The sequence below is a fragment of the Mycolicibacterium sp. 624 genome, assembly GCF_040548615.1.
Taxonomy (GTDB): domain Bacteria; phylum Actinomycetota; class Actinomycetes; order Mycobacteriales; family Mycobacteriaceae; genus Mycobacterium.
The window spans coordinates 1,086,431-1,100,057 of sequence record NZ_JBEPRZ010000001.1; the positions used below are offsets into that span (position 1 = coordinate 1,086,431).

Below are 13,627 nucleotides of genomic sequence, written 5' to 3' on the forward strand. Positions count from 1 at the left end.
GACGTCAGGGGCGATAGTTCCTGGCATGGACGCGAGGACCGTCGGTGCTGTCGCCGAACTGATCGGTGTCTCGGTGCGCACGCTGCACCACTACGACCACATCGGTCTGGTGATGCCCAGCGTGCGGACCGCTGCCGGCTACCGGGGCTACACCGATGCCGATGTGGAACGACTGCATCTGGTGTTGACCTACCGGGCCACCGGGCTGCCGCTGGACGAGATTCGCGCCCTGCTCGACGACCCCGAGGTCGACGGGCTGGCCAAGTTGCAACACCAGCACGCCCTGCTCCTGGAGCGGGCCGATGGGCTGCAGCGCACGATCAAGGCAGTGGAGGAACTCATGGACGCGCATCGCAGCGGGATTCAACTGACAGCCGAGGAACAGGTCGAAATCTTCGGCACGACGGCGTTCGGCGAGGAGTACGCGGTCGAGGCCGAGCAGCGGTGGGGCGACACCGACGCGTGGCGTCAGTCGCAACAACGGGTCGCGCGCATGTCCAAGCAGGACTGGATCGACCTCAAGGCCGAGGGTGACGCCCTGCTGGCGGCGCTGGCGCAGGCCAAACGAGACGGGGTCACACCGGGGTCGCCGGCGGCCGACGAGCTCGCGGCCCGGCACCGGGCCTCGATCGAGCGGTTCTACGAGTGCGGCGGCGAGATGCACCGTGGGCTCGTGGAGATGTATGTGGCTGATGAGCGATTCGCGGCGTACTACGACGACGTCGAGCCGGGGTTGGCCCAGTTCGTCCACGACGTGGTGATCGCTAGCATCTTGAGGTGACCATCGAGCCCCGCCCCACTGCCGATCTCGTCGACGACATCTACCCCGACGTCCGCAGCTGCGATCTGCAACTGCAGAACTACGGCGGGACGACGATGTTCGCCGGCCCCATCACCACCGTGCGCTGCTTCCAGGACAACGCGCTGCTGAAGTCGATCCTCTCGACGCCGGGCGCCGGCGGCGTGCTGGTGGTCGACGGTGACGGCTCGCTGCACACGGCGCTGGTCGGCGACATCATCGCGGGGCTGGCAGCCGATAACGGGTGGGCGGGTGTGATCGTGAACGGGGCGGTGCGAGACGCCTCAACGCTGCGCACCATCGCGGTCGGGATCAAGGCGCTGGGCACCAACCCCCGCAAGGGCACCAAGACCGGCGAAGGTGACCGCGATGTCGCGGTCACCTTCGGCGGTGTCACGTTCTCGCCGGGCGAGATCGCCTACTGCGATGAGGACGGAATCGTCGTTCTAGCTCAGAGCTAAACCGTCACCGGTGCACGGTGTTTGGTGAAGAGCAGCGCCTCGTCGTCGACCTTGCCCTGACGGATCATCCTGATGTCGAGGAAGTAGTTCTGCTTGAGCTTCCACGGCGTCTTCGAGCCAGCCTTGGGTAGCTCGTCGAGCGCGCGCAGCACGTAACCGGGGGTGAAGTCCATCAGCGGACGCTCATCGACCGAGTCACCCGGATGCTGTGGCACCACGGTGTCAAAACCGTTGTCGTCCATGTAGTTCAGCACGCGGCAGACGAACTCCGAGACCAGGTCGGCCTTCAGCGTCCAGGAGGCGTTGGTGTAGCCGATGGTGAACGCCATGTTCGGCATGCTCGAGAGCATCATGCCCTTGTAGGACATCGTGGTGGTCAGGTCGACGGGCTCGCCGTTGCGGCGGATCTCGGCGCCACCGAACAATCGCAGGTTGAGACCCGTTGCGGTGATGATGATGTCGGCCTCGATCACCTCACCGGAGGTCAGTTTGATACCGGTCTCGGTGAAGTGGTCGATGGTGTCGGTGACGATGTCGGCGTGACCCTTGCGGATGGTCTTGAAGATATCGCCGTTGGGGGCCAGGCACAGTCGCTCGTCCCACGGGTTGTAGCGCGGGCCGAAGTGCTTCTCGACGTCGTAACCCTCGGGCAGGCGACGCTGCGCCATGCTGAGCAGGATCTTGCGCATCTGCTTGGGGAACTTGCGGGCGAACTGGTACCGCGCGGTGCTGATGGCAATGGCCTGCCACCGGTTGACCACGTGGGCGGCCTTCTCCGGCAGGAGCTTGTTGGCCCGCTCCGCGATGGGATCGACCTCGGGCAGCGAACCGATGTAGGTCGGTGACCGCTGCAGCATCGTGACGTGGCCGGCCCCGCTGTTGACCAGCGCCGGGATCAGCGTCACCGCGGTGGCGCCGCTGCCGATGACGACGATCTTCTTGCCCTGGTAGTCGAGGTCCTCGGGCCAGTGCTGGGGGTGCACGATGGTGCCCTTGAAGTCCTCAGCGCCGGGGAACGTCGGCGAGTAGCCCTGGTCGTAGTTGTAGTAGCCCGTGGTCGCGAACAGGAACGACGTGGTCATGATGACCTCTTCGCCGTCGTGGTCGACAGTGACCGTCCACTGGTTGTCGGCATCGGACCACTCCGCGGCCACCACCTTGTGGCGGAAGCGGATGTTCTTGTCGATGCCGCTCTCGGCCGCTGCCTCCTTGACGTAGTTCAGGATCGACGGCCCGTCGGCGATGGCCCTGGCCGAGGTCCACGGCTTGAACCGGAAGCCGAGCGTGAACATGTCGGAGTCCGAGCGGATGCCCGGGTACTTGAAGAGGTCCCAGGTTCCGCCGAGACCTTCGCGGCTCTCCAGGATCGCGTAGGACTTCGATGGGCTCCGGTCCTGCAGGTGCCATGCAGCGCTGATGCCGGAGATGCCTGCGCCGACGATTAGAACGTCGAGATGTTCGGTCATGGCGCCAATTTATCAACACGGTGTCGAATAGGTCAACGGTGTGTTGAGAAATTCGACATCGAGTAAGGTGTGGCCCGTGTCCACCACCAGCTCAGCCCGCGCGGGACGCGGCCGACGTTCGGCCCGCCCTTCGGGCGACGACCGCGAGGCAGCCATCCTCGCGACCGCCGAACAGCTGCTCGAGGAGCGCAACTTCGGCGATATCTCCGTCGATGACCTGGCCAGGGGTGCCGGCCTGTCCCGCCCGACGTTCTACTTCTACTTCCCGTCGAAGGAAGCCGTGCTGTTGGCGTTGATGGACCGCGTCGTGGCGGAGGCGGACCGCAAGGCCGACGAGGCCCTCGGCGGCCGTGACGACGCCCGGGAGGACCCCGCCGGTGTGTGGCGGGGCATCAACGCGCTGTTCGACACGTTCGGCGCGCACCGCGCGGTCACGCTGGCCGGAGCCTCGGCCCGCGGGAATGTGCCCGCGCTGCAGAGCATGTGGTCGACCTTCATGGAGAAGTGGATCGACCACACCACGGCCTCAATCCAGACCGAGCGCGACCGGGGGGCGGCACCGATCACCATCCCCGCCCGCGATCTGGCCATATCGCTGAACCTCATGAACGAGCGGACCATGTTCGCGGCGTTCGCCGACGAGTCCGCGGCCATCCCGGCCGACCGAATGGTCGACACGCTCGCGCACATCTGGGTGAGCAGCATCTACGGCGGCCGGGCCTGATTCACTCATTATTCGAACGCATGTGCGAACATGGGTAGGTGTCGGATCAGGCCACTACCTCTTCTGGTCGGCCGCGTGCCTCGGCCTCGCGGTCATCGACTCCGCCTCGGGGCTCGGCGTCGATCCTGCACGCTGATCTCGACTCGTTCTACGCATCGGTCGAGCAGCGCGATGACCCGACCCTGCGCAACCGGCCTGTCATCGTCGGCGCCGGTGTGGTGCTGGCGGCCAGCTACGAGGCCAAGGCCTACGGCGTACGCACCGCGATGGGCGGGCGCGAGGCACGGCGGCTGTGCCCGCAGGCGATAGTGGTGCCGCCGCGGATGGCGGCCTACTCGCAGGCCAGCAAGGCGGTGTTCGAGGTCTTCCACGACACCACTCCGCTGGTCGAGCCGCTGTCGGTCGATGAGGCGTTTCTCGAGGTGAGCGGGCTGGCCCGGGTATCGGGCACACCGGTGCAGATCGGCGCGCAGCTGCGGTCGGCGGTGCGCGAGCGGGTCGGCCTGCCCATCACGGTGGGCATCGCACGTACCAAGTTCCTGGCCAAGGTGGCCAGTCAGGAGGCCAAGCCCGACGGGTTGCTCCTGGTGCCACCCGATCGCGAGTTGGCGTTCCTGCATCCCCTGCCCGTGCGCCGACTGTGGGGCGTCGGGGCCAAGACGGCGGACAAGCTGCGCATCCACGGTGTGCACACTGTGGCCGATGTGGCCGAGTTGAGCGAGACGACACTGGGCTCGATTGTGGGCGGCGCCATGGGCAGGCAGCTGTTCGCGCTGGCGCACAACGTGGACCGAAGACGCGTGGTCACGGGCGTGCGACGCCGCTCGGTCGGTGCGCAGCGGGCACTGGGTCGCGCCGGAAACTCGATGTCCGACGCCGAGGTCGACGCCGTGGTGGTCAACCTGATCGATCGCATCACGCGCCGAATGCGCACGTCCGGGCGGACCGGCCGGACCGTGGTGCTTCGCCTGCGGTTCAACGACTTCAGCCGCGTCACGCGGTCGCACACGCTGCCGCGGGCGACCGCATCGACCGACGTCATACTCGCCGCGGCGCGTGAACTTGTCGCGGCAGCGCGACCCTTGACCGCCGAACGCGGTTTGACGCTGGTCGGTTTCGCGGTGTCCAACATCGATCGGGACGGCGCACAGCAATTGGAGTTGCCGTTCGACGCGGCGGTGGACCCGGTGGCACTGGACTCGGCGGTCGACGAGGTCAGACAGCGCTTCGGAAACGGCTCGGTGATGCGGGGCGTGCTGCTGGGTCGTGATCCCGGGCTCGAGATGCCGATGCTCCCCGAGTAGTTGGGCCCCCTCGTCGAATGTGCGCTACGGCTGGCCCGAGACCTTGCGCAGTAAGCGGTCGCGCACCGCAATCGGCAGGTTGGTCATCAGCGCCGCCTGCGCTCGCGGTCCCGCGCCGACCACGTAGCGGGGTCGAGGTCGGCGTGCGGTCAGTGCCCGTTCGACCACCAGCGCGACCTTCTCCGGCGCGACGGCCATGCGCCGGGCCATCGGGATGAGCTTCTTCATGCCGACGACATGCCTGGCGTACAGCGCGCGTTCGTCGGGACTCAGCGCCGACTCCATCTCCTCGACCATGGTGTCGGCGGTTCGCCACATGTCGGTGTCGGTCTGGGCGGGCTCGACCACAGACACCGGTATGTGCCACGGACGCAATTCCATGCGCAGCGCCTCGGCGGCCGCCTCGAGCGCGAACTTCGAGGCACAGTAGGCGCCGAGCATCGGCATGACCAGCTGACCGTTCACGCTGGATATGAAGACGATGCGACCGTGCGACTCCCGCAGTCTGGGCAGCACGGCGCGGGTCACGGCCAGCGCGCCGATGACGTTGACTTCCAACTGATTCCGCCAGCTCTCACTGGTCACGGTCTCGATCGGGCCAGTCACTGCGATACCCGCGTTGTTGACGATGCCGTCGAGCCGGGCGGGCAGCTCGGAATCCAGCCGGGCCAGGTGCCCGGCGTCGGTGACGTCGAGGATGAGAGGCCTGATCCGATTCGGGTTGGCGGCCGTGACCGAGGCCGCGTCGGTCTCGCTGCGGACGCCTGCGATGACGTCCCAGCCACGCTCGGCGAGATGCTCGGTGATCGACCGGCCGATGCCACGGGCGGCGCCGGTCACGAGGGCTGAGGGCATGGTGGCCACGCTAATCGTCTGCGGCCGCGAGCGGAGCCGGTCCGAACCGAAACAGGGCAGCGCTCGCCGCGACCGCCAGCGCGGCCAGCGCGATGATCGGGGCCACCGTGAACCGGGTGAGCGTCGCGCCAAGGGCCGCTCCACCCAGCATGGTGGCCACCACCCCGTAGCGCAGCCCCTCGCGGTGGCCTGTCCCTCCGGCCAGGCGGCTGTCGAAGCCGATGCCGACGATTGTCGCCGTGAGCACCGTCGTGCTGAGTTCCTGAATGCCGAACTGCCGCGCCGTTGCGCTCTGGATTCCGAACGTCACCGCCAGGCCTGCGATCAGCAGCATGCGCCCACGGCCCTGGTAGTGCAGAACGCCGGCGCCGGCCAGCGCGGCCAGGGTCACCAGCAGCACCACCTCGATGCTCAGTGCGACCACCAGCCAGCGTCTCACCTGTGCGTCGAGGTGGCGGGCCAGCCTGCCACCGAGCACCGTGCCCACCATGAAGCTCGCGAAGGCGACGACGGCGGCCGCCATGTCGACACCCGAGTGCGGTACGAACCAGAACCCCAGGAAGATCACGTTCCCGGTCATGTTCGCCACGAACACATGGCCGAGCACCAGCACACTGACCGCATCGACCAGACCCGTGGCGAACGTCAACAGCAGCAGCGCTGTGACCGTGGTCCGGTGCGTCACAGGTGATTCCGTGGCCATGACCCGCCTCCGCCCTAGAGTCTCGGCGTCAGATCCAACGAGGTGACGGCGGTCATCTGGGTGATCAGCCACTCGGCGTCGCGCCGCTCCATCGTCAACCGGTAGGACAGGTAGCGCAGCGAGGGGATCCCCTTGGTCACCGGGCTCGTCGCCACCGAGTTGGTGTACACCAGCGCGGTCGCCTCGGTCGGGCTCAGCGACTCGACGGCCGCGCCCAGCACCTGCGTGCTGTTGGTGACCTGGGCCTGCTTGTTGGATTCGACGATCGCGTCGATGTAGCGTCGGTAGTCCGCCGCGAAGTCGCCACCCAGGAACTTCGCCGACCGGTCGGGCAGTGTGTCCATATCGTCGGGGGTGTAGGTCCACAACGTGGTGATCGCGTTGGCCGCGGTCTCGGCGATCTCGAACTTGGTGTGCACCTCTGCGCGGTCCGCCAGATAGGGCTGCAGTGTCGCACCGGCGAATGCGGCCGCACCGACGAACAGCACCCCGGCCGCGATGGCCGCCACCTTGAGCCTGCGGCCCGCAGTGCGGTGTGGCACGAGGACGGGTTCGGCTTCCGGCTCCGGATCAGATTCCGGCTCCGCGTCTTGCTCCGAGTCCGGGACTTGCTCCTGTTCCCGCTCTTGGTCCTGCTCTGAATCTTCCTGCCCGACAGCCGGTTCGTCCTCGGTCAGCTCCACCTCGGCGCCGGTGTCACCGTCGGAGTCGTGCGGCTCGTGTCGTGGCAGGCGATGCCGACGGGAAGACTTACCCTGCGGGACGCCGCCGGTGGTCAGATCACCTGAATCAGCTGGCTGATCCTCCACTGTTGTCCCTCCTTGACTGTCGTTACCACCCAACGGCTTCCACTCTCAACCGTCGACTTTCCATCCGGGGCTGCGGTACCAATCTTCACGGCGACCAACACGTCGGCGCTCCCGTTGTCGTTCCACCGCTGCACTCCCGCATCAAGCACAGTGCCGGTGGTGGGTTCGGCGCGCGCCACCTGAACGAGGATCTCGTTCATCTTGCCCTTGAACTGCGTCGCGAAGTCTCCGGTGCCCTGCGCCAGGATCCGATCGGCGTAGTCGTTGGCGTGGAAGGGATCCAGTGTCGTGTAGGCGGTCATGAAGCCACGCACGTAGTCCAGGGCCGCGGCATCCCTGGCCTGGGTGCGTTCCTGGCTCACGTGCCCCGCCACCATGAACACGCTGGCTGCGATCGCCAGCGCCGCGATGAGTCCGGTGAGCATCGCCGTGACCGGAAGACCCCAGCGCAGCGGACGTTTGGGCTCGACAGTGAAGTCGAAGTAGTCCCGCTCGCCCGTCTCGATCCTGCGACGGGGGCTCATCCCGTAGCTCCCGTGGCCGTGTTCATCGCGGGCTTCTTCAGCACCGTGAGGCTCGCGACGTGCCAGCGGTCGCCCGCGACCCTGTCGAAGTCCACCCGCACCGTCGCCGTGATGAACTTCAGGTCGTTGGCGTTGTCGCCGCGCTGGCCCTGCAGCGCCAGCAGCATCGAGGCCTTGGTCGCGGTGTTGTTCAGCACCGCGCTGCTCACCGCCCAGTACTCATTGCTGACCACGCCGCCCTTCTCCACCGCCTCCTGCTGGGAGATCAGCTGCGGCCGGTAGGCGTCGGTGGCCAGGGACTGCGCGTTGGCGAAGTCGTCCTTCACCGTCGTCGCCCCGTAGCTGAGCATCTTCTCGACGATGCGGGGTCCCTGCTCGGCGATCTGGGTCCGCGCCTGCTCGACGGCCCGGTCGTGACTGTAGATCTGTTGGTACGCCAGCCCACTGCCCGCCGCGCAGATCACCGCGGTGATCACGAACGCCGTCCCCGCGCGTCGTCGCACATCACTGCCGGGCGGGTCGACGACGCGGACCTCGGTACGCAGCAGCAGATCGGCGAAGGTCCGGTGCCGGCTGTCCCACAGCGGCCACAGCCAACCCAGGAGAACCGCCGCGGTGTCGAGCAAGTGCGCCAGATCGCGCAGCAGTAGCCGCAGTGCACTGGCGGCCGTGCCCGTGTCCGTCACGGCGCGGATTCCGAGAAGTGCGCGGCCGAGGGTCCACCCCGTCACTGCAGGCACGACGGTGCGGTTCAGCACCGTGGCCAGCAGCGCCAGGGCTGCCGTCGTGACGAAAACCCACCTCAACAGGCTCCACTGATCGGTCATATAGGCGAGCAGGGCCATCGTCACGATCACCGCAGCTCCCGGCGTGACGTCGATCAGCAATGCTGCGGCCCGCGCCTGCCAGGACGCGTAGCGGATCGCCTCCTGGTCGGTCGCCGGGGAACCGTCGGTCTCGGGCAGCACTGCTGTCACGACGTGACCTGGTCCAGCTTGGCGACCTTGTAGGTGCCGTCAACCGGGGCCATGTTGACCCGCAGCCGGTAGCCCTGCTCCTGGTTGGCCGCCTCGGTGTTGGTCACCTTGGTTCGCAGCGCCACCAGGACGTCGACCGATCCGTCGTCGTGGTGACGTTCGACGGCAGCCCGCATGTCGGACACCTGCACCTCCACGTTGGCGGCCTGATAGGCCTCCACCAGGATGCTGCTGAACAGGTTGGCCTGGACCGCGAAGTCACCGGTCCCGCATTCGATGATCTTCGACTGGCTGGCCGTCATCGCCGCGGTGTCGGGTGCCTGGGTGGCCGCGACGCACTCCTTGGCGCGCTCCACGGCCAGGATGTCGGCCCGTGCGATCGCCTGACTCTCGTCGTGGCCGCGCAACGCGAGGTAGCCACCGACGCCGACGCCAGCGGCAAGCAGGACGAGCCCCGCGGTGATTCCGGCGAACCAACCGCGGCCTAGTCGCTCCTGCCGACGCGCATCAACGACCTCCGCGGCGTGTTCCTCGGAATCGTCGTGTGCTTCTGACGGCGTAGCGGTGTCCGTCGTCTCAGTGTCGGCTTCGGCCTCGATGTCGGCGTCAGGCTCGTCGTTGTTGCCGGTGGGGTTCAGCTGGCTGGTGCCAGCATCTCCTTCCATCCGTTATCTCCTGGGTTGCTCGAGTTGGTGACGGAGTATGTGACCCCGTCAGGGCCCATGACTTCACCGCTCGATGGGCTGTAGATCGCGCTAGGTCCCGATGCCGGAGTGTAGACACACGGATTGGGCTGCTGGCCACTGCAGCTGACGGTGCCCTGGCCAGGGGCGGTGAGCGGGTCGCTCATCGGTGACGGCGGCTTCGGCGGCAACTGATCGGCGGGCAACGGGTTCATACCGTTGTTGATCGACGGTGCCGGTATCACGTAGCCGGGTTTCACCGGCTGGTCACATCGGGCACCGGCGGCCGGGCAGGTGAGGATCTGGTTCGGGTCGCCGTACCAGGGGTTGGTGCCCAGTGGCTCATAGGGCTTGTCGCTGCGGCACTCCTCCGGGGACGCGGCCCGCTTTCCCGGCACGTCGGCGCACGGATAGTTACGCGCACCACGAACGACGTTGGCCTGGAAGTCCTTCGGGATCTTGCAGTACAGGCCGTCCGGCAGCGGTTTCGTCGTGGTGTCGGCAGGCGATCGCCACTCCGAGGCCGGGAGGAACCCGGTGAGACACGGCGGGGGCTGGTTGATGGACAGACCGAAGTGCAGCAGTCCCTCACCGTCGAAGATCGTGGCCGCCTGCGCAATCGTGGCGCCCTGGGGCAGGATCACCAGCGCCTGTTCGAGGCCCTTGTTGTAGCGCTTGAGCAGGTCGGCGACGATCGCGATATTCGCCAGCGTCTGCGGCAGCGCCTCCCGCACGTCACCGAACACCGCGTTGAGCTGGTCAGCCGTCGGCGCGGCCTGTTGGATACCGCTGCGCAGGGCCTGATCCTGCTCGGCGGTCTGGCTGGTGATCGTGTTGAGGTTGGCGGCCCACTGCGATATCGCGTCACCCGAGTCGACCTGGCTGTTCAGGATCGGCGTCGAGTTCTCGATGATGTCGTTGACTGGCCCCAGGTTGTCCTTGAAGTCGCTCGCGATCGCCGTCGTCGAGTCCACCAGGCGCTGCAGGGCGGGCCCGAGCCCACCCACCGCCTCAGACGTCTCCGTCAGCAGTGCGTCGATCTTCTCCTTGGGCAGCACCGCCAGCCCCTTGTTCGCGGCGTCCAGCGCGGGACCCACCTCGCTGGGCACCGAGCTCTTGGTGATGGTGTCGCCGTCGGACAGGTACTTACCCGTGGTGCTGTCGGAAGACACGATGTCGAGGTACTGCTCACCGATCGCGGACACCGAGTGCACGTTCGCGACGGAGTCGGCCGGGATCTTGATATCGCTGTCGATCCGCATCGTCGCCCGCGCACCGCGCTCGGTGGGCTCGACACTGGTGACCTTGCCGATCTGCGTACCTCGGTAGGTGACGTTGGCCGTCGCATACAGCCCGCCCGAACGCGGCAGCTCGGCACTCAGGTTGTACTGCCCGACACCCACGACGCTGGGCAGCCGCAGGTAGTAGATGCCGAGTACGAGCAGCGCAACGATCGTGAGGATCGTGAACAGCAGCAGCTGGATCCTGATGAAGCGGGTCAGCATCGCTCACTCACCTCTCTCGACCAGCGGGCCACCGGGCGCGTTGTGCGGGTTCGGTGTGAAGCGCACGTCCGGAATCATCGTGTTCGGATCTCGTCCCCAGGCCTGCTCGAGTGCCCGCAGCATGCCCGATACGCCGGTGCCCGAGAGGAACCCGTTGTCGACGGCGGACAGCGTCAGGTCCACGTTGAGCGACACGTTGATGTAGTCGCCGCGGATGGCCTTCGGCACGTTCTCGATGCTGAACGGCGCGGTGCCGATCATTTTCAGCGCACCGAGCAGGTACGGCGATGCCTTACCGAGCTGGGTGAGCGGTCGCTGCAGGTTCTGCAGGTTCTTCTGGATGTCCGGGTTCGCCTGCGACAACGCGTCGTCGGTGGCGTTGCTGATCCGACCGAGCGCGGTCACCGCGTCGGCGAACAGATCCCGCGTCTCAGCGAAGTGCTTGATGAGCGGCGGGAACTCGGTCAGCACGCGGTCCAGCGTGTCGTTGCGCTGCGCCACGATGGCCAGCAGCCGGTTCGTCGAGTCGATGGCGCGGGTGATGTCCTGGCGCTGATCGTTCAGCTCGGCGGTGAACGTGTCGAGCCGGTTCAGGAACTCGCGGATCTGGTCACCGCGGCCCGTGAGGATATTGCTGATCTCGGTCTGAATGACTTCCAGGTTCGGGATGCCGCCACCGGTCAGGATGGTGCCGATGCTGGCCAACGTCCGTTCCGTGGTCGGGAATGACGACGAGTTCTGCAGCGGGATGGTGTCACCGCTCTTGAGCGGCTGACCCGACGGATCTCTCGGCGGGTCGAGTTGCACGTGCTGGCTGCCCAGGAGGCTGGTCTGCCCGATCGCCGCCATGGTGTTCGACGGCAGGTTCAGACCCGGCTGGACGTCCAGCGTGAGGGTGGCCACCCAGTTCTTCAGCTCGATGGCACGCACGGTGCCGACGAAGACATCGGCCACCCGGACCCTGCTGTTGACGTTGAGCGCCAAAGTATCCGGCATCTGGACGTAGAGCGTCATCTTGTCCGCGCCGGTACCGGGTCCGCCCGGCAGCGGCACGTTGGCGATGCCCTGCCAGCCACACGAGGTCAACACCACGGCGGCGGCCGACAACGTCGTGACGCGCTTGACGATCCGTCCCAGCGTCACCGACCCCACTGCCTTCCTCATCCTCATCAGCCCGCTCCTGCTTCAGCGGGCAGCGGTGGCCCGGCCGGTGCCGGTGCGGATACCGGTGCCGGTCCGGCCGCCGGTGTGATAGCACCCAGCGGATCGCCCGCGAGGACGCCCGGTGCGGGTAACGGCGGCGGTCCCGGCTGCGGGTACCACGGCGGTGGCAGCGGGTTGTTCTCCGTGTAGGCGTTCGGCGGCCCAGGCAGCTTGCCGTTGGGTTGCACACCGAATGCCGGGGGCGCGGCGGGGATCGGCACGTCGGGTCCACCCAGCAGTGCCGAAAGCGATTCCGGCGTCAGCATGTTCGCGGTGAACGGCTGCACGTCGACACCCTGCATGCCCGGCGCGACCACCCAGCCCGGCTCGTGATTGCCGTGCGAGAACAGGGTGTCGCGGCTGAAGATGCCCGGCACCGTCGTGTCCTTGTAGCCCGGCGGCGGCTGCAGCCGCGGCTCGGAGTACGCGATCTGCTTGGGCAGCGTCATCGCCGTGCTGACCTGGTTGAGGCCGAACGGCGGATGGTTGAACTTGGTCGCGTCGAGGATCGGCGCCAGGTACTCGGCACACAGTTCCGCCGACTCCTGGTACCCCAGCCGGCTACCGGCCTGGATCGAGCTGCAGAGGAACTGCATGGGGTTGGCCCAGTTGTTGATCACCGGCAGACCCACGATGCCGCCCGCGTTCGGCGAGCTGATGTTGACGATGTTCGCCGCCAGGTTGGGGTACACGTGCAGGCCGGTCTCGAGACCCTTGAGCGGCTCGGGCTGCAGGATCGCGTTGGTGACCTCGGCGAGGTTGTTGACGTCCTTGGTCAGCACGGACGAGTTCTCGTCGAGGAAGCCGCGCGTCGTGGTCAGCAGCTGGTTGAGATCGTTGAGTGCCGTCGCGACCTCGCGGTCGGTGTTGGTGAAGGCGTTGGTGAACGTCGCCAGGTCGTTGTTCAGTGCGACGAACTGCTGATCGCTCTTGTGCAGCGCGTTGACGAACAGCGCGAGGCTCTTCACCACGCCGAAGAAGTCGCCGCGGCCCGTGTTCAGCGTGGTCAACGCCTCGGACAGGCTGTTCAGCGTCTTGTTGATCTCCTGACCCTTACCCTGCAGGCCGTCGGAGAAGGACTCGATCACCTCACCGAAGGGGCCCTTGGGCTGTTCCGGAGTCGGCCCGAGGTCGACCAGGATGCGGTTCAGCGAGTCACGCAGTTCGTCGTACTCGACCGGCACCTGGGTGCGGTCCATCGGGATGACCGCGCCGTCCTCCATGACGGGGCCACCGGTGTACGGCGGGGCCAGCTGGATGGTTCGGGACGCCACCAGGCTCGGGTTCAGTATCGACGCCGTCGCGTTGGCGGGCACCTTGTACTTCGAGGCGTAGTGGAACGTCACCTTCATCTTGTCGCCGGCGGGCTCGATCTTGTCGATCTGCCCGACGCGCACGCCCATGATCTGGACCTTGTCACCGGGGTACAGCGCCAGCGTCTGCGGGAACTCGGCGACCACGGTGTTGGTGGTCAGCTTCCTGTACAGATTCCAGCCCACGAAGGCGATGACGAGCGCGAGGACCACCGCGATGACCCCGACGATGACTGTGCCCTTTGTCAGCGCAGGCAACTTCATGTTGCGGACGTTGAAGATCGTTGACATCAGCTATCCC

The 13,627-nt window shown here is 66.8% G+C and carries 14 protein-coding genes; 4 read left to right on the plus strand and 10 right to left on the minus strand.

All coding sequences use genetic code 11. The annotated features are described in order from the left end of the window. The first annotated feature begins 25 nt into the window (after window positions 1-25). Window positions 26-781, plus strand: a complete 756-nt coding sequence (locus ABIA65_RS04960) for a MerR family transcriptional regulator (protein ID WP_354522821.1) — start codon at window positions 26-28, stop codon at window positions 779-781. Then, window positions 778-1,260, plus strand: a complete 483-nt coding sequence (rraA, locus tag ABIA65_RS04965) for a ribonuclease E activity regulator RraA (protein ID WP_354522822.1) — start codon at window positions 778-780, stop codon at window positions 1,258-1,260. The genes ABIA65_RS04960 and rraA overlap by 4 nt, the downstream gene beginning before the upstream one ends. Here rraA and ABIA65_RS04970 read toward each other — a convergent pair. Then, complete coding sequence (locus tag ABIA65_RS04970) at window positions 1,257-2,726, minus strand: flavin-containing monooxygenase (RefSeq protein WP_354522823.1); 1,470 nt, start codon at window positions 2,724-2,726, stop codon at window positions 1,257-1,259. The two genes, rraA and ABIA65_RS04970, sit on opposite strands and share 4 nt — an antisense overlap. A 76-nt stretch (window positions 2,727-2,802) precedes the next feature. Here ABIA65_RS04970 and ABIA65_RS04975 point away from each other — a divergent pair, with 76 nt between their 5' ends. Next, window positions 2,803-3,450: a TetR/AcrR family transcriptional regulator gene (locus ABIA65_RS04975; protein ID WP_354522824.1), complete on the plus strand. Its 648-nt coding sequence runs from the start codon at window positions 2,803-2,805 to the stop codon at window positions 3,448-3,450. Between the two features lie 122 nt (window positions 3,451-3,572). Then, window positions 3,573-4,754, plus strand: a complete 1,182-nt coding sequence (dinB, locus tag ABIA65_RS04980; RefSeq protein ID WP_354523091.1) for a DNA polymerase IV — start codon at window positions 3,573-3,575, stop codon at window positions 4,752-4,754. A gap of 24 nt (window positions 4,755-4,778) precedes the next feature. On the opposite strand, the gene ABIA65_RS04985 is transcribed toward dinB, so the two are convergent. Genes ABIA65_RS04985 through ABIA65_RS05025 form a run of 9 tightly spaced genes read right to left on the minus strand, consistent with a single transcriptional unit; the run spans window position 4,779 to window position 13,617 of the window. Next, window positions 4,779-5,609, minus strand: a complete 831-nt coding sequence (locus ABIA65_RS04985) for an SDR family NAD(P)-dependent oxidoreductase (RefSeq protein WP_354522825.1) — start codon at window positions 5,607-5,609, stop codon at window positions 4,779-4,781. A 10-nt stretch (window positions 5,610-5,619) separates the two neighbouring features. After that, a complete protein-coding gene (locus tag ABIA65_RS04990) occupies window positions 5,620-6,312 on the minus strand; it encodes a YoaK family protein (RefSeq protein WP_354522826.1) in 693 nt (230 codons plus the stop codon). A gap of 14 nt (window positions 6,313-6,326) precedes the next feature. Next, the gene (locus ABIA65_RS04995; protein WP_354522827.1) at window positions 6,327-7,121 is read right to left on the minus strand and encodes a mammalian cell entry protein; all 795 of its coding nucleotides are present in this window, start codon (window positions 7,119-7,121) and stop codon (window positions 6,327-6,329) included. Further along, complete coding sequence (locus ABIA65_RS05000; RefSeq protein WP_354522828.1) at window positions 7,088-7,645, minus strand: Rv1363c family protein; 558 nt, start codon at window positions 7,643-7,645, stop codon at window positions 7,088-7,090. The genes ABIA65_RS04995 and ABIA65_RS05000 overlap by 34 nt, the downstream gene beginning before the upstream one ends. Further along, window positions 7,642-8,622 (minus strand): RDD family protein, encoded by a 981-nt coding sequence (locus ABIA65_RS05005; RefSeq protein WP_354522829.1) that lies wholly within the window; start codon window positions 8,620-8,622, stop codon window positions 7,642-7,644. Before ABIA65_RS05005 ends, ABIA65_RS05000 begins: the two co-directional genes overlap by 4 nt. Then, window positions 8,619-9,287 carry an Rv1363c family protein gene (locus ABIA65_RS05010; protein WP_354522830.1) on the minus strand — a complete coding sequence of 223 codons (669 nt, stop codon included), beginning with the start codon at window positions 9,285-9,287 and terminating at the stop codon, window positions 8,619-8,621. The genes ABIA65_RS05005 and ABIA65_RS05010 overlap by 4 nt, the downstream gene beginning before the upstream one ends. Next, the gene (locus ABIA65_RS05015) at window positions 9,257-10,810 is read right to left on the minus strand and encodes an MCE family protein (RefSeq protein WP_354522831.1); all 1,554 of its coding nucleotides are present in this window, start codon (window positions 10,808-10,810) and stop codon (window positions 9,257-9,259) included. The genes ABIA65_RS05010 and ABIA65_RS05015 overlap by 31 nt, the downstream gene beginning before the upstream one ends. Window positions 10,811-10,813: 3 nt before the next feature. Beyond that, entirely contained in the window at window positions 10,814-11,974 is a 1,161-nt protein-coding gene (locus tag ABIA65_RS05020; protein ID WP_354523092.1) for a virulence factor Mce family protein, read from the minus strand. Between the two features lie 5 nt (window positions 11,975-11,979). Beyond that, on the minus strand, window positions 11,980-13,617 hold the full coding sequence (locus tag ABIA65_RS05025) for a virulence factor Mce family protein (RefSeq protein ID WP_354522832.1): 1,638 nt from the start codon (window positions 13,615-13,617) through the stop codon (window positions 11,980-11,982). Between the last annotated feature and the right edge of the window lie 10 nt (window positions 13,618-13,627).

Excerpts from the sequence above, each read along its gene's own strand:
- ABIA65_RS04960 (WP_354522821.1), top strand. The coding sequence starts at position 26 with ATGGACGCGAGGACCGTCGGTGCTGTCGCCGAACTGATCGGTGTCTCG.
- ABIA65_RS04970 (WP_354522823.1), bottom strand. The coding sequence starts at position 2,726 with ATGACCGAACATCTCGACGTTCTAATCGTCGGCGCAGGCATCTCCGGC.
- ABIA65_RS04985 (WP_354522825.1), bottom strand. The coding sequence starts at position 5,609 with ATGCCCTCAGCCCTCGTGACCGGCGCCGCCCGTGGCATCGGCCGGTCG.
- ABIA65_RS04990 (WP_354522826.1), bottom strand. The coding sequence starts at position 6,312 with ATGGCCACGGAATCACCTGTGACGCACCGGACCACGGTCACAGCGCTG.
- ABIA65_RS05000 (WP_354522828.1), bottom strand. The coding sequence starts at position 7,645 with ATGAGCCCCCGTCGCAGGATCGAGACGGGCGAGCGGGACTACTTCGAC.
- ABIA65_RS05010 (WP_354522830.1), bottom strand. The coding sequence starts at position 9,287 with ATGGAAGGAGATGCTGGCACCAGCCAGCTGAACCCCACCGGCAACAAC.
- ABIA65_RS05015 (WP_354522831.1), bottom strand. The coding sequence starts at position 10,810 with ATGCTGACCCGCTTCATCAGGATCCAGCTGCTGCTGTTCACGATCCTC.
- ABIA65_RS05020 (WP_354523092.1), bottom strand. The coding sequence starts at position 11,974 with ATGAGGAAGGCAGTGGGGTCGGTGACGCTGGGACGGATCGTCAAGCGC.
- ABIA65_RS05025 (WP_354522832.1), bottom strand. The coding sequence starts at position 13,617 with ATGTCAACGATCTTCAACGTCCGCAACATGAAGTTGCCTGCGCTGACA.